Origin of the sequence: Pseudarthrobacter sp. TAF60_1 (genome assembly GCF_052113505.1) — a bacterium.
Taxonomy (GTDB): Bacteria; Actinomycetota; Actinomycetes; order Actinomycetales; family Micrococcaceae; genus Arthrobacter.
Genome location: NZ_JBFRDI010000003.1, coordinates 433,349 through 454,142 on the forward strand (window position 1 = coordinate 433,349; position 20,794 = coordinate 454,142).

The following is a 20,794-nucleotide window of genomic DNA, read 5'->3' on the forward strand; positions in this document are numbered from 1 at the left end:
GCCTCGGCCGGACCGGGTAATGCCCGGCAAGCGGTAAAGTTGAAGCCACTATGACTACTGCTTCTGCGTCGACTGCTGCCTCAATCCCGTCCGTCACTGCCGAGACCCCGGTGCGCGTCCGGTTCTGCCCCTCACCTACCGGGACACCGCACGTAGGGCTTATCCGGACGGCCCTGTTCAACTGGGCCCACGCCAAGCACACCAAGGGCACGTTTGTGTTCCGGATCGAGGATACGGACGCGGCCCGTGACTCGGAAGAGAGCTACCAGCAGCTGCTGGAAGCCCTGAAGTGGCTGGGAATCACGTGGGAAGAGGGCGTAGAGGTGGGCGGCCCGCATGAGCCGTACCGGCAGTCGCAGCGGCTGGACATGTACAAGGACGTCGTCGCGAAGCTCCTTGAGGCCGGGTACGCCTACGAATGCTATTCCTCGCCCGAAGAAGTCGAGGCGCGCCACCGTGCCGCCGGCCGCGATCCCAAGCTCGGCTACGACAACTTCGACCGCGAACTCACCGAAGAGCAGTTGGCTGCGTTCAAGGCAGAGGGCCGCAAGCCCGTCCTCCGCGTTCGGATGCCTGACGAGGACGTTGTCTTCACCGACCTGGTCCGCGGCGACATCACCTTCAAGGCCGGAAGCATTCCGGACTACGTCATTGTCCGCGCTGACGGTTCGCCGCTGTACACGCTGGTAAACCCGGTTGATGATGCCCTGATGGGTATCACCCACGTCCTGCGCGGTGAGGACCTGCTTTCCTCCACGCCCCGCCAGGTAGTGCTGATCCGCTACCTCATGGAAATCGGCGTCGCCAGCTACCTGCCGCTTTTCGGCCACCTCCCGTACGTCATGGGGGAGGGCAACAAGAAACTCTCCAAGCGTGATCCGCAGTCCAACCTCTTCCTGCTGCGGGACCGCGGGTTCATCCCGGAGGGGCTGCTGAACTACCTCTCGCTGCTGGGCTGGAGCCTTTCCGCCGACGAGGACATCTTCACGGTGGACCAGCTGATCGAAAACTTTGATGTCCAGGATGTGCTCGCAAACCCGGCGCGTTTCGATATCAAAAAGGCGGAGGCCATCAACGGCACCCACATCCGCATGCTCAACCCGGAAGACTTCCGTGCCAGGCTCCTCCCGTACCTGCGCACCGCCGGCTTCGTGGGGGACGAGCTCACCGCACGCCAGGATGAAATCCTCACGGAAGCCGCACCCCTGATCCAGGAACGCGTAACCCTCCTGGGCGAAGCACCGGAGATGCTAGGGTTCCTGTTCGAGGCCGACGACGCAATCGACATCGCCGATGATGCCCGCAAGGGCCTGCCGGCCAACCTGACTGAAGTTCTCGACGCCGCCCTGGCGGCCCTTGAACCCGTTCAGGACTGGACCCCGGAGAACATCCAAACGGCGTTGAAGCAGGCGCTCGTAGAGGACCTCGGCATTAAACCCCGGCTGGCCTTTGGCCCGGTGCGCACTGCCATCTCCGGGCGCCGCATCTCGCCGCCCCTGTTTGAATCCATGGTGATCCTCGGCAAGGACTCGTCCCTGAGCCGGCTCCGTACCTTCCGCGGCTGACGATCATGACAGGCACGGCAGTTGGCAGCGTCCTGAAGACACGTTTCGGGACCATCCGCGGTGTTCTCTTCGACATCGACGACACCCTGGTTGACCTCGAATACGCCATGACCACCGCCCTGCGCGAGGTCAGCGAACACCTCCTGCCCGGCCTGGACCAGCCCGGGTGGGAGCGTTTCGGCAGGATCTTCACCCATGAAACCACTCACTACTACGACAGATACCTGGCAGGGGAGCTGACGTTTAATGACCAGCGTCTGCTGCGGGGCCGGGCCGCTTTGGGCCACTTCGGGGTGGAACTCGCCGACGGCGAAGAGTCGCACCGCTGGCTAAGCGCTTACAGCGAGCTGCAGCCGGCGTATGTCCGTGCTTTTGAAGACGTCCTTCCCCTCCTTGACGTGTTGGATGCTGCCGGCATCCCCTATGGCGCCGTCAGCAACAACGTGCACGACTACCAACGCGCCAAGCTCGACAGTGCGGGGCTGGAACGCGTGGGCCGCCTCGTTGGCACGGATACCGTAGGGGTGGCCAAGCCTGAGCCCGCTATCTATCTCGAAGGCGTCCGTCTCCTGGGGACCGCCCCGCAGGAGACCCTCTACGTTGGCGACAACAGGCTGCTGGACGCGGAAGGCTCGACGGCGGCGGGGCTGGTGGGAGTGTGGCTCAACAGGGCAGGGGAGACTGCGCCCGCGTTTGAGGGTCACAAAGTCACCTCGCTTGCTCAGCTGCTGGCCTGACTTCCGGTCCCACGCACGGGTTGCCCCCTTCGCCGGTTCCATAGGGCCATGTAGGTGCCGATAGATCCGAACACCAGCACAGCGACCAGTCCAAGTGCCACGGCCGTATCGGACTTCCCCGCTACATTGGCGGGCGAAACGGCTGCTGCGCTCGTGTACAGGGTGGCGGTGCCCTCAGCGATGCGGGCGTTGCCGTCAGAAAGCTTTGCCGCCCCCGAAGCCAAGTCCACGGACCCCGACGCCAGTTTGGTATTGCCGGTGGCAAGCTCGGAAGCGCCGGCGGCGAGGGCCTCTGAACCCTTCAGGAGTCCAGGGTTGCCAGGGTCGGCGGGATCCCCTTTGATGCCAGCGGTCAGCGCGGACGTTCCCTCGGCCAACCGGGAGCTGCCCTCCGTAATCCTGGCCACCGCATTGATCAGGCCCGGACGCTCAGGGTTGCCGGGGACGCCGTCCATGCCAATCCTGATCTGTGACGTTCCCGCGGCAAGCAGTTCGGTTCCCAGCACAACACCCGGATTGGCAGGATCACGGCTGTTGAGCTTCTCGCCGAGCGTGGCGAATCCCGCAGTGAGGCGACCCGTTCCCGCATGCAGCTGCATCGAGCCGTCGCTGAGCTTTCCGGCACCTGCCTGCAAAGCAGAGGCACCGGCGTCGAGCCTGTGGGCGCCCGCCGATATCTTGGCGATCTTGTCCTTGACGGCCGCAAGCGGAACCAAACCCTGCAACGGATCCGACGCGGCGGCCTCAAGAAGCTCGAGGGCCTGTGCCAAAGCTGCGGTGCCGGTACCTGCCTCAGGGGAATTGTTCGCACCCGGGAACCCCTTCAGCTGACCCGTTCCGGCGGCCAGATCGCCGGCCCCGGACGCCAGCCGGGCGGCGCCGGCGTCCAAGGCGCTGGCGCCGTCAGCCAGGTTGTTCTCCGCATTTCCCGCGGCAGTAGCTGTGAGGGCAGCGGCAAGCTGGGTAGCTCCGGAGGCGAGCTTGCGCGCGCCGTCGTCCACCTTATAGACGCCTGGCGCCAGTTTGTTGTTGACGTCGGTCTCAATCTTGACAGCCCCGGCGGTGAGCTGACTGGCACCGGCTTCCAGCCGTTCGGCGCCCGGGGCAAGTTTTTCGGTGACTCCGAGAAACACTTTGTTGGCGCCCGAGGACAGCTTGCCGGCGCCGTCGCCAGCCTTCCCGGCACCGTTTGCGAGTTGACCGGCTCCGTCCTTGAGTTGCTCCGCGCCCGCTGCCGCCTGTCCCGCACCGTCTCGCAGTTTCGCGGATCCGTCCGTTATCCGTCCGGTAACCAGCGTGTAGAACCCAAGCAGTGCAATCAGCATGAGGGCCAGGACTGCGATGGCTATTTTTTGTGCCCGGGTACGGGTGGGGGTCCGGGTGGAAGCTGTGGCACGACTCTGTGGCACGGGTGAATCCTCTCGACATTTAGTTACCAGTCAGTAACTTACCGAGAGTAAACTTAGGTTGGTGCCGATGGCAAGGGTGCGGGCTATGGTCCGCCCGGCACGGGGATGCCCCAGCAAACACCCGCGCGGGGGCGCGAGCCGCGAGTGCCGATTTGTGCCATCGAAAAGTCTCGGGTAGAGTAATTTCTCGTGCTGAGGCGCACGGAGAGCAGGTTGAAGCCTAAAACTCCGGCCCGAAAGTATCATTGGGATATGGTGTAATTGGCAACACTACGGTTTCTGGTACCGTCATTCTAGGTTCGAGTCCTGGTATCCCAGCTCTGGTTCAGGCACTGAAAATGTTGCTTATGACCAGGAGTTTCAAAGCGATTTTTCCGATTTGAAACACTTGCTGAGTGTATGAAATAATCACTCAGCGCACCGGCCAAAAACCGGTTGGAAGCGCACGCTTCCTGGAAGTACGCGGCCCCATCGTATAGCGGCCTAGTACGCTGCCCTCTCACGGCGGTAACGCGGGTTCGAATCCCGCTGGGGTCACAAATTGACGGTCCCGGGCATCAGCCCGGGGCCGTTTTTTCTTACGTTCGACGGTGGCGGGAGCGGCCGGCCCGGCGCAGGCCCATTCCGCGGCACAGGCCCGAACCGGTTCCTGAACTGGCATGATGATGTGGTGACCTCCTCCGACGGTTCGCCACCGCAGCCTCCACCGCTCCCGCCGCGCGCGCCACGCGGCCAGCTTGACCGCCCGGCGGACCAGACTGCGCGGGACGCAGTGGAACTGCTCGAGGCGGTGCGGGAAGACCTTGCCGCCGTGTCGCTGCCGCTGGCGCTGGCGGACGTGGGGCTGGCCCGCGCAGAGGTCCGGAACGCTGTGGCCCAACTGGATGACTACATCCTCCCGCGTTACCGCAGCCTGGACGCCCCGCTGCTCGCCGTCGTCGGAGGTTCCACGGGCGCCGGCAAGTCAACACTGGTGAACGCCCTGGTGGGGCACCCCGTCACCCGTTCGGGGGCCATCAGGCCCACCACGCGGCAACCCATCCTGTTGCACCATCCAGCGGATGCCGGCTGGTTCGAAGGTCAACGCGTGTTGCCCACGCTCAGCCGGATCCGGGGCACGGTATCGTCTGAACCACTCCCAGCCAGCCAAGCTGGTGCAACTCCCGACGCCGAGGCCATTTCCTCCCTGGTGCTGGTGGCAGACCAGGCAGTTCCGCAGGGGATCGCGCTGTTGGATGCCCCCGACGTCGATTCCATCTCAGATGACAACCGCAGGCTGGCGGGCCAGCTGCTTGCCGCCGCTGACCTCTGGGTTTTCGTCACCACGGCCAACCGCTATGCGGACGCGGTTCCTTGGAAGCTGCTGCTGGACGCGTCCTCAAGGGACATCATGGTTGCCGTGGTGCTGGACCGGGTGCCTGCTGCGGCCGAGGCCGAAGTCAGTGCCGACCTCCGCGGGTTGCTGCAGAAGGAAGGACTCGGTTCGGCCACGCTGTTCGTCGTGCCCGAGACGGACCTGGATGGCCTGGGGATGCTGCCGCCCAGTTCGGTGCAGCCGCTGCAGGTTTGGCTGCGGGAGCTTGCGGCCGATGCAGCGGGACGTGCGGAGATCGCCCGCCGTACCCTGAACGGGACGGTAAAGGCGCTGGCCGGCAGGGTCAGTGCTGTGGCTCAGGCGGTCCACGGTCAGGAACGCGCCGCGGCGTCCCTCCGGGCCGACGCGGAGGCCGCTTACCGGGATGCGGTTGCCAGGATCGTGGATGCCACGAAAGACGGTTTGCTGCTTCGCGGCGAAGTGCTGGCGCGCTGGCAGGACTTTGTTGGGACAGGCGAGTTCTTCCGGACCTTGGAGCAGAATGTTGGACGGCTGCGGGACCGGGTGGGGGCGTTCTTCCGGGGCGAGCCCACGCCGGCCGTCCGGGTGGAGGTGGCCATCGAGACAGGGCTGCAGGCCGTCATCCTGGATGAGGCCGCCAACGCAGGCGAAGACACAGACCGGCGCTGGCGCTCGGACCCGGCCGGCCGCGCGTTGTTGGGTACGGAGGACCTGTCCGGAACCAGCCCCGGGTTCGCCGACGTGACTGCTGCCGAGATCAGGGCGTGGCAGGCCAGCCTGATGGAACTGATCCGCACGGAGGGTCAGGGGAAGCGCACCCAGGCCCGGTGGCTCTCGTTCGGGATCAACGGGTTGGGCGCCGCCCTGATGATCGTGGTTTTTTCCATGACGGCCGGCCTCACCGGGCTGGAGATCGGCGTGGCAGGCGGCACCGCCGTCGTTGGCCAGAGGCTGCTCGAGGCGGTATTCGGTGAGGATGCCGTCCGCAGGCTTGCGCAGACGGCCAGGGACGACCTCCAGGCTCGCTGCCAGCGGCTGCTGCAGGCGGAGCAGCAGAAGTTCCTCGAGCGGCTCCCGGCAGGTGAAGCGGATACCTCCCGCACCCTCGCGGCCCATTCCGCCGACCTCGCCCGGCTCGCGGAGCGTACATGAGCCGCCATGGTGCGGCGCGGGAGGCGTCGCAGCTGGACCGCAGACTGGCGGCCCTCAACGACGCGCGGGAATTGGCCGAGGGGGTCCTGCCCGATGCTTCCCTGGACGAAGTGCGACAGCTTCTTGACCGTGCCAGCTCGCGGCGGTCTCTGTCCGCCGAGCACACGGTGGTGGGCTTCTTCGGGGCCACCGGCAGCGGAAAATCGTCACTCTTCAATGCAGTCAGTGGCGCTGAAATCGCGACGGCGGCAGCCCGCCGGCCCACCACGTCGGAACCTTTGGCGGGTGTCTGGGGAGCTGACGGCAGCGAGCCCCTGCTGGACTGGCTGGAGGTGCGCAACCGGCACCATGCCGATCCCGTTGCGGGCTTTGCGGACGAGGGCACCGGGCTGATCCTGCTGGACCTCCCGGACTTCGATTCCACCCGGGCGGCCAACCGCGAGATCGTGGAGCGCATGGTGGGCCTGGTCGATGTCCTGGTTTGGGTGCTGGATCCGCAAAAATACGCCGACGCTGCCGTGCACAACGACTTCCTTGCGCCCATGGCCGCCCACGGCGCCGTGACCCTGGTGGTGCTCAACCAGATTGACCGGCTGCCCGAACGTGACGTCGAGCCTGTACTGGAGTCGCTCAAAGGGATTCTTGCACGCGACGGACTGGGCAAAGTCCAGGTCCTGGGCGCGTCTGCCCTGCTGGGAACGGGTGTGGACAAGGTCCGGAGCGCCATCCGTGCGGTGGTCACGCAGCGCCAGGCTCTCTCACAAAGGCTCGCTGCGGACGTTTCCCGCGCCACCCGGCAACTCACTGAGGTCTCAGGCGTCGGAGAAGCTGCGGGCGTCAGAAAGGCGTCAACTTCGCGGCTCACAGATGAGCTGGCCACGGCAGCCAATGTTCCTTTGGTGGTGGACGCCGTCGCCACGTCCTACCGGATGGAATCGACACGCCGCACCGGGTGGCCCGCCACCCGGTGGCTGCTGCGCTTCAGATCCGATCCGCTGCGGCGGCTCAACCTGAAAAGTTCAGCCCCTTCCCACCTTAACCGCACCTCCCTCCCTCCCGCCGGTGCTCCTGAACGCGCCCGGACGGATGCGGCAGTCCGCGAGTTCGCGGACGCATCCAGTGAGGGGGCGCCGGGCCCGTGGCGGGCCGCCATCCGCGGTGCTGCCCGGGAAGGGCGGGATGCGCTGCCGGACGCCTTGGACCAGGCCATCGCCGGGGCAGACCTGATGACGTTCCGGAAATCCTGGTGGTGGGGCGTGTTCAATGTGGTCCAATGGCTTGCGTTGGCCATCGTGGTCGGTGGTTTGGGCTGGCTCGGAGTACTTGCCGGGCTCGCGTACCTGCAACTGCCCGTGCCGGAAGTGCCTCGGACGGAGGGCTGGCCGCTTCCCACCCTGATGATTGCCGGCGGCGTGGTTCTGGGAATCTTCCTGGCTCTCACCGGGAAAGCCGTTGGCGCGGGAACGGCGAGGGCGCGGGCGGGCAGGGCAAGGAAACGGCTCCGGGCGGCGGTCGGCGAGGTTGCCGGGGACCTGGTGGTGGAGCCGGTGGAAATCGAGGTGAGCAGGCTCAGTTCCTTCAACACCGCACTTAAGGCCGCACGCGGAGCGTAAGGCCTATTGCGTCAGGGCGGACGCGGCGTCCCGGACCTTGATGAGGGTCCGTAGGTTCCGGGTAGTGGTGCTTGCCTTGAACTTTGCCTTGGCGGAGATCTTGCTGAAAGGGCTGTCGAGCGTGCCGCCGGCCGGAGCGAGCCAAGCCAGGGCCTCCGGGCCGAGCCGCTTCTGTTCTGCGCCGTCCAGTGCCGCCCCGGCCGCGTCCAGTTCATCGAGCCTGGCAGTGTCCGAGGAGAGCGTGATGTACGTGTGGGTGGCCTTGTCGTCCTCCGGGTAGGGGCAGGCGTCCACCAGTTCGGCCACCCGTTGTGCGGTGAGCACAACCACCCAGGCGTCGTAGCCGAAAGTATCGCGCAGGCAGTTTTCGAACTTCTGCTTGACAGCCGCCGGCTCGTCCGGGCTGGTGAGTACTACATTGCCGCTGGCCAGGAGGGTTTTGACGCCCTTGAAGCCCGTGGACGCAAGCGCGTCTTTCAGCTCCGCCATCTTGATGTTGATTCCGCCAACGTTGATTCCGCGAAGAAAGACTGCGTAGCTGTTCATGCGGACAGCTTAGTCATGACATGCCGGTGGCGACGCCGGCGGCGGCAGATGCGTGTGGAGCGTGTCAGTCGTTGTTTTTGCGCAGCGCTTCGGTCAGGAGCCGGCCGGCGTTGCAGACCACCTCGGCGTGGAGCCGTCCGGGCTGGCGGGTCAGGCGTTCGATCGGCCCCGAGATGGATACGGCGGCAATCACGCGGCCGGACGGTCCCCGGACGGGGGCGGAGACTGACGCAACCCCCGGCTCGCGTTCGCCGAGGCTCTGGCCCCAGCCCCGGCGTCGTACGCCTGCCAAAACGGTGGGCGTGAAGCGGGCGGCCTGCAGGCCTTCAAGGAGCCGGTCGTGGTCTTCCCAAGCCAGCAGCACCTGGGCTGCGGAGCCGGCCTTCATGGACAACTGGGTGCCTACGGGGATGGTGTCGCGGAGCCCAATGGGGCGTTCGGCGGAGGCGACGCAGACGCGCCATTCGCCTTGCCGGCGGAAGATCTGGGAGCTTTCGCCGGTGGCGTCGCGGAGCTGCATCAGGATGGGACCGGCAGAGGCAATGAGCCGGTCCTCGCCAGCTGCAGAGGCCAGCTCCACGAGACGGCTGCCCAGGACAAACCGGCCCTGGATGTCCCGGGCGACCAGCCGGTGGTGGATCAGGGCCAAGGCCAGCCGATGGACGGTAGGCCGTGCCAGTCCTGTGGCGGCCACCAGCTGTGCCAGGGTGGTGGGCCCGGCCTCTAAGGCATCAAGCACATGGGCCGCTTTATCAATGACACCGACGCCGCTAGAATTGTCCATGTAATGATATTGCCGTCTCATTATCTGAGATGCAAATCTTTTGAGTGGCATATTGCACACCGCTGCTGGTTCAGTGGAGCTTAACAGCCAAACATGCAGTGAAGGGAGCTGGCCGTGGCGAAAACACTGGCCGAGAAAGTCTGGGACGCACATGTGGTGCGCAAAGGCGACGGCGAGGGAGCCAACGCCCAGCCCGACCTTCTCTTCATCGATCTCCACCTTGTCCATGAAGTGACGTCCCCGCAGGCGTTCGAAGGGCTCCGTTTGGCCGGCCGCAAGCTGCGCCGCCCGGACCTCACCATCGCCACCGAGGACCACAACACGCCCACGCTGGACATCGACAAACCGATTGCCGATCTCACCAGCCGCACCCAGATCCAGACCCTGCGCAACAACTGCGCGGAGTTCGGCGTCCGGCTGCACTCCCTCGGAGATGCCGAGCAGGGCATCGTGCACGTTGTCGGCCCCCAGCTCGGCCTGACCCAGCCCGGCATGACGGTGGTCTGCGGCGACTCGCACACGTCCACGCACGGCGCTTTCGGTGCGTTGGCCATGGGCATCGGCACGTCCGAGGTGGAACACGTGATGGCCACCCAGACGCTGTCCCTGAAGCCGTTCAAGACCATGGCCATCAACGTTGAAGGCAACCTCCGTCCGGGCGTCACCGCCAAGGACATCATCCTCGCGGTCATTGCCAAGATCGGCACCGGCGGTGGGCAGGGCTACGTCCTGGAATACCGCGGGTCCGCCATCCGCGCGCTGTCCATGGAAGCGCGGATGACGATCTGCAACATGTCCATCGAGGCCGGCGCCCGCGCCGGCCTGGTAGCCCCGGACCAAACCACGTACGACTACATGTTCGGCCGCCCCCACGCACCGCAGGGAGCGGACTGGGATGCCGCCGTCGAGTACTGGAACACGCTGCGGACCGACGACGACGCCACCTTCGACGTCGAGGTGGACCTGGACGCCGACACGCTGGAGCCGTTCGTCACCTGGGGTACCAACCCCGGCCAGGGCGTTTCGCTGTCAGCAACTGTGCCGTCCCCGGAGGACTTTGGCGACGAAAACGCCAAAGCCGCCGCCGAGCGTGCCCTGCAGTACATGGGCCTGACGGCCGGCACGGCCATGAAGGACATTCGGGTTGACACGGTCTTCCTGGGATCCTGCACCAACTCGCGAATGGAGGATCTTCGGGCCGCTGCGGACGTCATCCGCGGCCGCCAGAAGGACCCGAACATCCGCATGCTGGTGGTTCCGGGTTCGGCCCGGGTGCGCCTCGAAGCCGAAGCCGAAGGCCTGGACAAAGTATTCAAGGACTTCGGTGCCGAGTGGCGTTTCGCCGGCTGCTCCATGTGCCTGGGCATGAACCCGGACCAGCTCGAGGTAGGGGAGCGCTGCGCCTCAACCTCGAACCGCAACTTCGAAGGCCGGCAGGGCAAGGGGGGCCGCACGCACCTCGTATCCCCGGTCGTGGCAGCCGCCACAGCCATCCGCGGAACGCTGAGCTCGCCGGCGGACCTTGATCCGGCCCCCGAATCCGCCGCCACCCGCACCAGCGCCGCCTAGGAGACCGCCATGGAAAAGTTCACCACCCACACCGGCATCGGCGTCCCGCTGCGCCAAAGCAACGTTGACACGGACCAGATTATCCCTGCCGTGTACCTCAAGCGGATCACCCGGACCGGCTTTGAAGACGCGCTCTTCTCCGCCTGGCGCAAAGATCCCTCCTTCATCCTCAACCAGGCCCCGTACAACGCCGGCTCCGTCCTGGTTGCAGGGCCGGACTTCGGCACCGGGTCCTCCCGCGAGCACGCCGTCTGGGCCCTGAAAGACTACGGCTTCAAGACCGTTCTGTCCTCCCGTTTCGCGGACATTTTCCGCGGCAACTCCGGTAAGCAGGGCCTGCTGGCCGCCGAACTTGCCCAGGATGATATCGAGCTGATCTGGAAAGAGCTCGAGAACGCCCCGGGTACCGAGGTGACCGTTGATCTCGTCTCGAAAACCGTGAGCTGCGGCAACATCGTGGCCCCTTTTGAGATCGACGACTACACCCGCTGGCGGCTCCTCGAGGGCCTGGATGACATCGGCCTCACGCTCCAGCACGAAGAGGACATCACAGCCTACGAGGCTACCCGTCCTGCCTTCAAGCCGACCACGCTGCCGGCCCGGCTTTCCTAAGCCTCCTTAGGCAACGCGGGGTCACTTAGCACCCGATTATCGCCCCGCATGGGGCATTAAGTGACCTCGCGTTGCTTCTGTTTTGGCTGGCAGAACAGCGCCGGCAGCGACCCGGCCCGGCATGCCGTATTTCGGTTCGGTAACGCAACCTCCTATGCTTAGCTGGAGCCTTTGCAAGTATTTGGGGGCGAGTAATCGTAAGGAAACCGGTATATGAGTAGTGTTCTGACAATCCGCGGCGGAGTCCCGCTTACAGGCCGCGTCAGCGTCCGTGGGGCCAAAAATCTTGTTCCCAAAGCGATGGTGGCAGCATTGCTGGGCAACGAACCGTCGGTGTTGCGGAACGTTCCGGAGATCAAGGACGTCGAGGTTGTCACGTCCCTGTTGCAGCTGCACGGCGTCACGGTGGTGAAGGATCCTGTCAGCGGAGACCTCACCCTGGATCCCAAGACAGCCAAGACAGCTCCGAGCACCGCGATTGACGCCCATGCCGGGGATTCACGGATCCCCATCCTGCTCTGCGGCCCCCTCATCCACGCGATTGGTGAGGCCTTCATCCCGGACCTGGGTGGCTGTAAGATCGGCGACCGGCCCATCGACTACCACCTCAACGTCCTGCGCCAGTTCGGCGCTGTCGTCGAGAAGCGGCCCGGCGGCATCCACATCTCCGCGCCGCGGGGCCTGCAGGGAGCCAAGATCTCCCTGCCTTACCCCTCGGTGGGCGCCACGGAGCAGGTGTTGCTCAGCGCGACCCGCGCCGAAGGCATTACTGAGCTTTCCGGGGCGGCCACCGAGCCGGAAATCATCGACCTCATCGCCGTGCTCCAGAAGATGGGCGCCATCATCAGCGTCCAGACGGACCGCACCATCCGCATCGAAGGCGTCAAAGACCTGGGCGGTTACAACCACCGCGCCCTCTCGGACCGCAACGAATCGGCGTCGTGGGCGTCCGCAGCCCTGGTAACCAAGGGCGACATCTTCGTCGAAGGTGCCTCGCAGCGGGACATGATGACGTTCCTGAACACCTACCGCAAGGTGGGCGGCGGCATGGACATCGGAGAGGACGGCATCCGCTTCTACCACAAGGGCGGCAAGCTCAATCCGCTGGTCCTCGAAACCGACGTTCACCCCGGGTTCATGACTGACTGGCAGCAGCCCCTGGTGGTGGCCCTCACCCAGGCGGAGGGCGTATCGATCGTTCATGAGACCGTCTACGAGAACAGGTTCGGTTTCACTGACGCCCTCATCCGGATGGGCGCCAGCATCCAGGTGCACCGTGAATGCCTGGGCAGCGTGCCGTGCCGCTTCGGGCAGCGGAACTTCCTCCACTCAGCCGTCATTTCCGGTCCTACCCAGCTCAAGGGCACCGACATCGACGTCCCGGACCTCCGTGGCGGCTTCAGCCACCTCATCGCGGCGCTTGCTGCCACCGGCACGTCCCGTGTGACCGGGATCGACATCATTAACCGCGGCTACGAGCGCTTTACGGAAAAGCTGGCCGGCCTCGGCGCCGATTTCGACATCACCTCGTCGAAGTAGCGGGGGACACGTGAAGGAAACGGCCAAGAGCCAGGCCACATTCGTTGTGGTCGCAGGAATTGTGCGTTCTGCGCTCAATCTGATGATGAACAAGAAGTGGGAGGGCCTGGAAAACTTGCCCGCCGGCGGCTTCATCGCCGCGCCCAACCACTGCACCGAGATTGATCCGCTCATCGTGGGCCACCTGCTTTACAACCAGAAGCGCGCGCCCCACTTCCTGGCCAAAGCCGGGCTCTTCAAGGTTCCGGTGCTGGGCGCCATTTTGCGGGCCACGCGCCAGATCCCGGTGGAACGTTCGACGACGGGAGCGAACCGCTCGCTGCAGCTCGCCCAGGAGATCGTTGCCGACGGCGGGGCCATCATCATCTACCCCGAGGGGACCCTGACCCGCGATCCCGACCTCTGGCCGATGAAGGGCCACACGGGCGCAGCCCGCCTGGCGCTCGAGGGCGGCATACCAGTGGTGCCGATCGCCCATTGGGGCGCCCACGAGGTTTTCCCCCGTTATGCAAAGCGCTTCCACCTTTTCCCGCGCAAGACCTCCCGGGTAGTGGTGGGCAAGCCCGTGGACCTCAGTCCTTTTATGGGCGGCAACCTGGACAAGGCAACCCTTACTGCCGCCACCGATGCCATCATGGACGCCGTGACGGAATTGCTGGCCGGCATCCGGGGCGAGGTGCCTCCGGCCGAGCGCTGGGATCCTGCCAAGCACAACCAGGCCACGCATGGCCGCTTCGTTGACCGGGAACGGCCTGACGGCGCAGCGGACGCCACGTGACCGCTGACGGAAGCCGTCCCGGCTCGGCCCGGTCTGTTGCCGTCCTGGGCGCAGGTTCATGGGGGACCACGTTCGCCAAGATCCTTGCAGACGCGGCCACGGCGGCTGGCGTAGAGCGAAGCATCCGGGTCTGGGGCCGGCGCAGCGAAGTGGTGGAGCAGATCAACTCCTCCCACCGCAACGTGCAGTATCTGAAGGACACGGTGCTGCCCGCCAGCATCACCGCTTCCCTGGACGTGGGTGAGGTGTTGTCCGGAGCGGACCTGGTGGTTTTGGCGGTGCCGGCGCAGTCACTGCGCCTCCAGCTGCGGGAATGGAAAGCTCTGGTGGCCCCGGACGCGGTGGTGGTGTCCCTGATGAAGGGCCTGGAACTCGGTACGGATGCCCGCATGAGCGAGGTCATCAGCAGCGAGCTCGGGATTCCCGACCGCCGGATCGCCGTGGTGTCCGGCCCGAACCTGGCCATGGAGATCGCCCGCGAAGAACCTACGGCCTCCGTGGTGGCGTGTACCGATGAGGCGACTGCGGGCTGGATCGCCAGGAGCTGCACTGCTCCCTACTTCCGCCCATACACCACCGGCGACGTGGTGGGCGTGGAGATTGGTGGCATCGTCAAGAACGTCATCGCGCTTGCTGTCGGCATTTGCGAGGGCAAGCAGATGGGGGACAACACCAAAGCTTCCGTCATTACGAGGGGCCTGGCTGAAACGTCAAGGCTCGCCCTGGCCCTTGGCGGGCAGGCCCGGACCATGGCCGGACTTGCCGGCCTGGGGGACCTGGTGGCAACCTGCTCTTCATCGTTGTCGCGAAACCATACAGCCGGCCGGCTGCTGGGCGAGGGCCTCACCCTTGAGGAGCTGGCTTTGAAGATGACGCAGACCGCCGAAGGCATAAAATCGGGCCCGGCGGTGCATGAACTCGCGGGGAAGCTGGGTGTCGAAATGCCCATTACCGCTGCCGTTGTAGCCGTCCTCGCCGGCAAACTTTCCGTTGACCAACTGGGACCCCTGCTGCTGTCCCGGGACCTGAAACCTGAAGGCGATTTCTAAAAATGTCTGACCAAAACCTGGCCGCACCGAACTCGGCCCCCCTTGCCAAACCACGCGTGGTGGTGCTTTTTGGCGGCCGGTCCAGCGAACATGCGGTCAGCTGCGTGACAGCTGCCGGCGTGCTGGGCGCCATCAACAAAGACAAGTACGATGTCATCCCCATCGGCATCGCGAAGTCCGGGCAATGGGTCCTGGCCGCGGCGGATACTGCCCAGTGGTCGCTGTCCGCGGCGTCGCTGCCGGAAGTTCCGGCGTCGTCCGAGACGGTTACCCTTGCAGAAATCGGCGGCGAGCACCAGCTGATTGTGGCCTCACCGGACGCGGTTCCCCGCGAACTCGGCACCGTAGATGTGGTGTTCCCGCTGCTCCACGGTCCGTTCGGGGAGGACGGAACCATCCAAGGGCTGCTGGAACTCTCTGACACCCGGTATGTGGGAGCTGGCGTACTCGCGTCCGCGGTGGGCATGGACAAGCACTACATGAAGGTCGTTTTCGAGGCTGCCGGCCTGCGGGTGGGACCTTATGTTGCCGTCACGGACCGTCAGTGGCTCAACGACGCCGAGGCTGTCCGCAAGCAGGTGGACCGCCTGGGCTTCCCCGTGTTCGTCAAGCCGGCACGGGCCGGATCCTCCATGGGCATCTCCAAAGTGGATTCGCTGGAGGAACTTGATGCCGCCGTCGAGGAAGCCCGCCGCCACGACCGCAAGCTGGTCATTGAGGCCGGCATCGTGGGCCGGGAAATTGAGTGTGCGGTCCTGGAAGGGCGCGGGACGTCAGCGCCCCGCACGTCCATGCCGGGCGAGATCTCCGTGGCAGGGGGCGGCCACGATTTCTACGACTTCAACGCCAAGTACGTTGAGGACAATGCCGCTTCACTCAGCTGCCCGGCCGACATCCCCGAAGAAGCCATCGCACGGGTACGGGAGCTGGCGGCTGTCGCGTTCGACGCCGTCGGAGCGGAAGGACTGAGCCGCGTTGATTTCTTCTACACCCCTGAGGGCGAGCTGATCATCAACGAGATCAACACCATGCCGGGTTTTACGCCCAAGAGCATGTATCCGCAGATGTGGGCAGCATCAGGCCTGGACTACGCGGACCTTATTGACGAACTGATCTACCTGGCATTGAACCGGAAGACGGGGCTGCGGTAACCACCTACTTGGTGGTCGGCAGGTTCTGCAGGTCTTCCTGGCCCACGCAGTTGCCGGTGGCGGGGATCTTTGCGGCGGCCCCGGAAAGATCAGCGAGGACGGTGGCGGAACTGATGGTCTCCTGATCTTTCGTGAGGAGGATCTCGGTGGCCGGTTTGCGGCCAAAGGTCGTCAGTGTCCAGGCGGCGTCCGCTTCCTTGATGACCCAATCGACCCCGTTGACGCTTACGCAGCGGTCCGTCGTCGGGCCCGGAACGTTCACGCCGCAGCGTAGGATCACCTGGGAGGGGTCCCCCCATGCCGCAGTTGCCTGGCTGTTGGTTTTGCGCAGTTTCGCGTCGCCGATGGCATCCGGCAGGGCCACCATCATGGGGGCGCACGCCGGGTTGGCGGCGTCAGCGGCAGGGGCCACATCCACAGCGGGGGAACAGCCGGACAGAACAGCCGCGGCCAGGGCAGCGGTCAGCAGGCTCGCGGACACACGGACAGGGAGGGGCAAACGCGGATGGTGCATTCTTCAAGCCTAATGCCGCCGCGAAGTCACGCCGCACGCCAGCCGTTGGTGCAGGATCTGCATTGTCGGTGCCGGGCTGTAGCGTAGTGGCGTGCCTGAAAAACCGCTGACCGAAGAAACCCCCGCAGTCTCTGCCATGTCCGAATCCGGACTGCTGGCCCGGATCTTTCCGCGCCTTGAAATGGGCGGCGGTGCCCACGGCTCGGCCACGCTGCTGGGTCCGGGGGACGACGCCGCGCTGGTGGCGGCACCGGACGGCCGGACGCTGATTTCCATCGACACTCAGGTCCAGGATCAGGACTTTCGGCTGCTATGGCCCAATGGCTACCGGACCACCGGCGTGGATGTCGGCTGGAAAGCTGCAGCCCAGAACCTGAGTGACATCAATGCGATGGGCGGCAAGGCGACGTCCATGGTGGTCAGCCTCACCCTGCCGCCGGAGACACCGGTCAGCTGGGTCGAGGACCTGGCCGATGGGCTCACGGCGGGAATCAGGGAACTTGGGGCCACAGGCTGTTCCGTGGCGGGAGGGGACCTGGGCCGCGGCACGGAAATCTCCGTGACCGTGGCGGTGCTGGGCACACTGGAAGGCGGGACGCCCGTGCTGCGCTCCGGGGCCCGCGCGGGCGACGTCCTGGCGTTGGCCGGCACGGTGGGCCGGGCCGCCGCCGGGCTGGCGCTCTTGGAATCCGGAACCCCCATGCAGGCCCTGAACGAACTCCAGCGCGCACTCGTCGAAACCCAGTGCCGCCCGAGGCCTCCCCTGGCGGCGGGCCCCCTGGCCCGGTTGTCCGGGGCCACCGCCATGATGGATATCTCTGACGGGCTGGTGCGCGACGGCGGGCGGCTCGCCGCCGCCAGCGGGGTGGTGCTGGACCTGGACCCGCTGGAACTGAAGCGGCTTGCGGACGGACTCAGCCCGGCGTCGGACGTCCTCGCCGTCGATCCAGTGCCATGGGTGCTGGGCGGGGGAGAGGACCACGGACTACTCGCCACATTCCCTGCCGGCATTCAGCTTCCGGTCGGATTCACTGCGATAGGCTCAGTACAAGCCCCGGGAACCCACATTGGCCCGGGCGTCACAATTGCGGGCCGCGTCGCTGGCGCCAGGGGATGGGATCACTTTGCAGACTAAGGTTGCCGCGAACGCCCTAGCGATGAAGCGGTGGTTGGACCAGGCAGAAACGGCCATCGGCAACCACAGCGACCGTATCAACGCCATCAACATATTTCCCGTTGCGGACGGCGATACCGGCACCAACCTCTATCTCACCGTCCGGGCGGCTGCCCGTGCGCTGCACAGCGACCCCGCAAGCCAGGACTCAGCCGCCCCGGCAGATTCGGGCCAGACGGATGTGGGAGCAGTGCTGGCGCATGCCGGCCGGGCGGCGATGGAGCAGGCGCGTGGTAACTCCGGCACCCTGTTCGCGGTGTTTCTTTGCGCCGCCGCAGAGCCTCTGGCCGGGCACACCCGGTTAACCTCAGCCCTGCTGGCTGCCGCACTCAACCGCGCCCAGATCCGCGCGTGGTCCGCGCTCAGTGATCCCGTACCGGGCACCATGCTCTCGGTGATGGAGGCCGCAGCCCGGGCGGCCGCTGAAATGGATGCCGGCCTCAACGGCGACGACAGCAACCTGGCACTGGCTAAGACCCTGGACGCCGCCGTCAAAGGGGCGCTGCAGGCGGTGGTCAGTACGGAGAGCCAGTTGGCCGCCCTCGAAGCTGCACACGTAGTCGATGCCGGGGGCGTTGGCATGCTGCTCATCCTCGATTGCCTTCGCTCGGCTGTCCTGGGTGAGGGCTTGCAGGGGGAACTCCTTGACGGCCTGCACGGCTACGACGTCCAGGACCCGCACATCCATGCCAGCATGCCGGATGACGACGGCGTTGAGGTCATGTGCACCATCAGCCTCTCCCCGCTGAACGCGGCCACCCTGCGTCAACGGCTGGACGAGATCGGCGACTCCGTCATCATGAGCCAGGTGGTCAACGCCGCGGATCCGGACGGCAACTACCGCTGGCGTGTCCACGTCCACGTCCCGGACGCCAAGCCCGCCGTGACCCTGATCCGCTCCCTGGGGCACCCTGCGGAGCTCACCGTCAGCGAACTCGCCCTGCCGCGTGACCCCGAACCGGCTCCTGCGAGCTCCTATGGACATGAGCGCTGAACTCGGACAGCGCCTGGAACGCCTGATCGGAAAACGGTCAGCCTCGGCCATTGAGAAACATTTGGGGATCAGCACCGTCGGCGCCCTGCTGAACTACTTCCCCCGCCGCTACCTGCACCGGGGGGAGCTGACGCCCATCGGCGAGTTGCCGGTGGACGAGGAAGTCACCCTCATTGCGCGGGTCCTCTCCAACAGCACCCGCAAGATGCACTCGCGCCGCGGGTCCATTACCGATGTCATCATCACCGACGATGCCGCTTCGCACGGCCGTCCGCGACTCGCCTCCGTCGGCCCCGGCAGCGGGCACTGCACCCTCAAGGTCACCTTCTTCAGCGGCTACCGGGCACAGGCCGAACTCCTGCCCGGCCGCCGCGTGATGTTCTCCGGCAAAGTGACCCGGTACGGCCCGTCCCTGGGCCTGACCAATCCGGACTTCAACCTCCTGGATGAAGACCCGGACATGCCCGGCATGGACCCCGAGAAGCTGGCCGCCATGCCGGTCCCGGTGTACCCCGCCACGGCAAAGCTCACCAGTTGGTCGATCCAGAAAGTGATCACCACACTCCTCCAAACAATCGATCTGGAGGCGCTGCCGGATCCGCTGCCGGACGACGTTGTCCGCCGGGAAAAGTTCCTGCCGGTGGCGGAGGCCTACCGGCTCATCCACAGGCCCGAAACGCAGGCCGACTGGAAGCGCGCCCAGGACCGCCTCCGGTACCAGGAAGCCCTGGTCCTGCAGGCCGCACTGGCGCGGCGCCGTGCCCAGCTTGCAGCCGAGGAAGCCACCGCCCGGCGCCCGGCAGCCGATGGGCTGCTGACGGCATTCGACCGCCAGTTGCCATTCACGCTCACTGCCGGCCAGGCTGCCGTTGGAAAAACCCTTGCCGCCGAACTTGCGCAGGACAGCCCCATGAACCGGCTCCTGCAGGGGGAGGTCGGCTCGGGCAAGACCATCGTGGCGCTGCGGGCCATGTTGCAGGTAGTGGATGCCGGCGGCCAGGCGGCACTGCTCGCGCCCACCGAGGTCCTCGCAGCCCAGCATTTCGAATCCATCCGCCGTACCCTGGGTTCCCTCTCCCGCGATCCCATGCTGTCGGCGGACGGGCTGCTGGGCAGCCTTGCCCAAGGTGCAGTGCAGGTCACGCTGCTCACCGGCTCCATGCCCGCTGCCGCCCGCAAACGGGCCATGCTCGACGCCGCATCCGGTACGGCCGGAATTGTGATCGGCACGCACGCGTTGCTGAGCGACAACGTCGCGTTCTATGACCTGGGCCTGATTGTGGTGGACGAACAGCACCGGTTCGGCGTGGAGCAGCGCGATGTCCTTCGGTCAAAAGCCAGGAAGCCGCCGCACCTGCTGGTCATGACTGCCACGCCTATTCCCCGGACGGTGGCCATGACGGTGTTCGGCGACCTCGAGACCTCCATCCTGGACGGGCTCCCCGCCGGCCGTGCGCCGATCTCAACCCATGTGGTGGGCCTGGCCGAAAACCCCGGCTGGGCCGGGCGTATCTGGTCGCGTTCGCGCGAGGAGATCGACGCCGGCCACCAGGTCTATGTGGTGTGCCCCAGGATCGGAACAGACGACGACGGCGATTTCAGTCCAGGCGAAGCGGAACCTTCCGCGGCTGCCTTGGCGGGCGATGCTGGTGAACGCGAACTCGCGTCCGTGACCGCCGTCGTCGAGCAGCTGCTCCAGGAGCCGGCCCTGTCCGGCGTGCCGCTGGGACCGATGCACGGCCGTCTGGACACGGCGGTGAAGAATGCCGCGATGGCCGATTTCACGGCCAACCGGACCAAGCTCCTGGTCGCCACCACCGTGATCGAAGTTGGCGTGGACGTCCACAACGCCACGCTGATGGTGATCCTCGACGCCGACCGCTTCGGCATCTCGCAGCTTCACCAGTTGCGCGGGCGGGTAGGCCGCGGTGGCCTCCCCGGAACCTGCCTGCTGGTCACCAGCCTGGAACCGGGGCACCCGAGCCGGCGCCGGCTCGACGCGGTGGCCTTCACAACCGACGGTTTCGTCCTCTCCCAGGAGGACCTCAAACTGCGGCGCGAGGGTGACATCCTGGGCGCGTCGCAGTCCGGTGGCCGTTCCACCCTAAAACTGTTGCGCGTGCTGGAGCATGAGGACGTCATTGCCCGGGCAAGGCAGGACGCCCAAGATGTGGTGGGCGCGGATCCGACGCTGGCGGGGCATCCGCGCCTGGCTGAGGCCATTAACGAATACCTGAATCCTGAGAAGGAGGCGTTCCTTGAGCGCGGTTAG

Annotated in this window: 17 protein-coding genes and 2 tRNA genes; 15 read left to right on the forward strand and 4 right to left on the reverse strand. The window is 65.8% G+C overall.

Features of this window, described 5'->3' with window-relative positions; all coding sequences use genetic code 11:
- The first annotated feature begins 50 nt into the window (after nt 1-50).
- Nucleotides 51-1,565 (forward strand): glutamate--tRNA ligase, encoded by a 1,515-nt coding sequence (gene gltX / locus AB4Y73_RS05550; RefSeq protein ID WP_441869606.1) that lies wholly within the window; start codon nt 51-53, stop codon nt 1,563-1,565.
- A 5-nt stretch (nt 1,566-1,570) separates the two neighbouring features.
- Entirely contained in the window at nt 1,571-2,302 is a 732-nt protein-coding gene (locus AB4Y73_RS05555) for an HAD family hydrolase (RefSeq protein WP_441869609.1), read from the forward strand.
- On the opposite strand, the gene AB4Y73_RS05560 is transcribed toward AB4Y73_RS05555, so the two are convergent.
- Entirely contained in the window at nt 2,287-3,711 is a 1,425-nt protein-coding gene (locus tag AB4Y73_RS05560; protein ID WP_441869612.1) for a hypothetical protein, read from the reverse strand. The genes AB4Y73_RS05555 and AB4Y73_RS05560 overlap by 16 nt on opposite strands.
- Before the next feature lie 246 nt (nt 3,712-3,957).
- Here AB4Y73_RS05560 and AB4Y73_RS05565 point away from each other — a divergent pair.
- From AB4Y73_RS05565 to AB4Y73_RS05580, 4 genes are all read left to right on the forward strand, one after another.
- Nucleotides 3,958-4,029, forward strand: a tRNA-Gln gene (locus AB4Y73_RS05565).
- A 146-nt stretch (nt 4,030-4,175) separates the two neighbouring features.
- Nucleotides 4,176-4,248: transfer RNA gene (locus tag AB4Y73_RS05570), tRNA-Glu, on the forward strand.
- 235 nt (nt 4,249-4,483) lie between these two features.
- Nucleotides 4,484-6,199 (forward strand): dynamin family protein, encoded by a 1,716-nt coding sequence (locus tag AB4Y73_RS05575; RefSeq protein WP_441869817.1) that lies wholly within the window; start codon nt 4,484-4,486, stop codon nt 6,197-6,199.
- Entirely contained in the window at nt 6,196-7,812 is a 1,617-nt protein-coding gene (locus tag AB4Y73_RS05580; RefSeq protein ID WP_441869615.1) for a GTPase, read from the forward strand. Before AB4Y73_RS05575 ends, AB4Y73_RS05580 begins: the two co-directional genes overlap by 4 nt.
- Nucleotides 7,813-7,815: 3 nt before the next feature.
- Here AB4Y73_RS05580 and AB4Y73_RS05585 read toward each other — a convergent pair whose 3' ends face one another.
- Both AB4Y73_RS05585 and AB4Y73_RS05590 read right to left on the reverse strand, forming a co-directional pair.
- The gene (locus tag AB4Y73_RS05585) at nt 7,816-8,358 is read right to left on the reverse strand and encodes a DUF1697 domain-containing protein (protein WP_441869617.1); all 543 of its coding nucleotides are present in this window, start codon (nt 8,356-8,358) and stop codon (nt 7,816-7,818) included.
- Nucleotides 8,359-8,422: 64 nt separating this feature from the next.
- The gene (locus AB4Y73_RS05590) at nt 8,423-9,142 is read right to left on the reverse strand and encodes an IclR family transcriptional regulator (protein ID WP_441869620.1); all 720 of its coding nucleotides are present in this window, start codon (nt 9,140-9,142) and stop codon (nt 8,423-8,425) included.
- Between the two features lie 114 nt (nt 9,143-9,256).
- On the opposite strand from AB4Y73_RS05590, the gene leuC reads away from it, so the two are divergent.
- From leuC to AB4Y73_RS05620, 6 genes are all read left to right on the forward strand, one after another.
- Nucleotides 9,257-10,711, forward strand: coding sequence for a 3-isopropylmalate dehydratase large subunit (gene leuC / locus AB4Y73_RS05595; RefSeq protein WP_441869622.1), 1,455 nt, complete (start codon nt 9,257-9,259; stop codon nt 10,709-10,711).
- A gap of 9 nt (nt 10,712-10,720) precedes the next feature.
- Nucleotides 10,721-11,323, forward strand: coding sequence for a 3-isopropylmalate dehydratase small subunit (gene leuD, locus AB4Y73_RS05600; RefSeq protein ID WP_441869625.1), 603 nt, complete (start codon nt 10,721-10,723; stop codon nt 11,321-11,323).
- A 213-nt stretch (nt 11,324-11,536) separates the two neighbouring features.
- The gene (murA, locus tag AB4Y73_RS05605; RefSeq protein WP_441869628.1) at nt 11,537-12,862 is read left to right on the forward strand and encodes a UDP-N-acetylglucosamine 1-carboxyvinyltransferase; all 1,326 of its coding nucleotides are present in this window, start codon (nt 11,537-11,539) and stop codon (nt 12,860-12,862) included.
- A 10-nt stretch (nt 12,863-12,872) separates the two neighbouring features.
- Nucleotides 12,873-13,640: a lysophospholipid acyltransferase family protein gene (locus AB4Y73_RS05610; protein ID WP_441869631.1), complete on the forward strand. Its 768-nt coding sequence runs from the start codon at nt 12,873-12,875 to the stop codon at nt 13,638-13,640.
- Complete coding sequence (locus AB4Y73_RS05615; RefSeq protein ID WP_441869634.1) at nt 13,637-14,689, forward strand: NAD(P)H-dependent glycerol-3-phosphate dehydrogenase; 1,053 nt, start codon at nt 13,637-13,639, stop codon at nt 14,687-14,689. The genes AB4Y73_RS05610 and AB4Y73_RS05615 overlap by 4 nt, the downstream gene beginning before the upstream one ends.
- Before the next feature lie 2 nt (nt 14,690-14,691).
- The gene (locus AB4Y73_RS05620) at nt 14,692-15,840 is read left to right on the forward strand and encodes a D-alanine--D-alanine ligase family protein (protein ID WP_441869637.1); all 1,149 of its coding nucleotides are present in this window, start codon (nt 14,692-14,694) and stop codon (nt 15,838-15,840) included.
- A 4-nt stretch (nt 15,841-15,844) separates the two neighbouring features.
- Here AB4Y73_RS05620 and AB4Y73_RS05625 read toward each other — a convergent pair whose 3' ends face one another.
- Complete coding sequence (locus AB4Y73_RS05625; protein ID WP_441869640.1) at nt 15,845-16,354, reverse strand: DUF3515 family protein; 510 nt, start codon at nt 16,352-16,354, stop codon at nt 15,845-15,847.
- Between the two features lie 136 nt (nt 16,355-16,490).
- On the opposite strand from AB4Y73_RS05625, the gene thiL reads away from it, so the two are divergent.
- Genes thiL through AB4Y73_RS05640 form a run of 3 tightly spaced genes read left to right on the forward strand, consistent with a single transcriptional unit; the run spans nt 16,491 to nt 20,794 of the window.
- Nucleotides 16,491-17,489, forward strand: coding sequence for a thiamine-phosphate kinase (gene thiL / locus AB4Y73_RS05630; RefSeq protein ID WP_441869820.1), 999 nt, complete (start codon nt 16,491-16,493; stop codon nt 17,487-17,489).
- Between the two features lie 22 nt (nt 17,490-17,511).
- Complete coding sequence (locus AB4Y73_RS05635) at nt 17,512-18,522, forward strand: DAK2 domain-containing protein (protein WP_441869643.1); 1,011 nt, start codon at nt 17,512-17,514, stop codon at nt 18,520-18,522.
- The gene (locus AB4Y73_RS05640) at nt 18,512-20,794 is read left to right on the forward strand and encodes an ATP-dependent DNA helicase RecG (RefSeq protein WP_441869646.1); all 2,283 of its coding nucleotides are present in this window, start codon (nt 18,512-18,514) and stop codon (nt 20,792-20,794) included. Before AB4Y73_RS05635 ends, AB4Y73_RS05640 begins: the two co-directional genes overlap by 11 nt.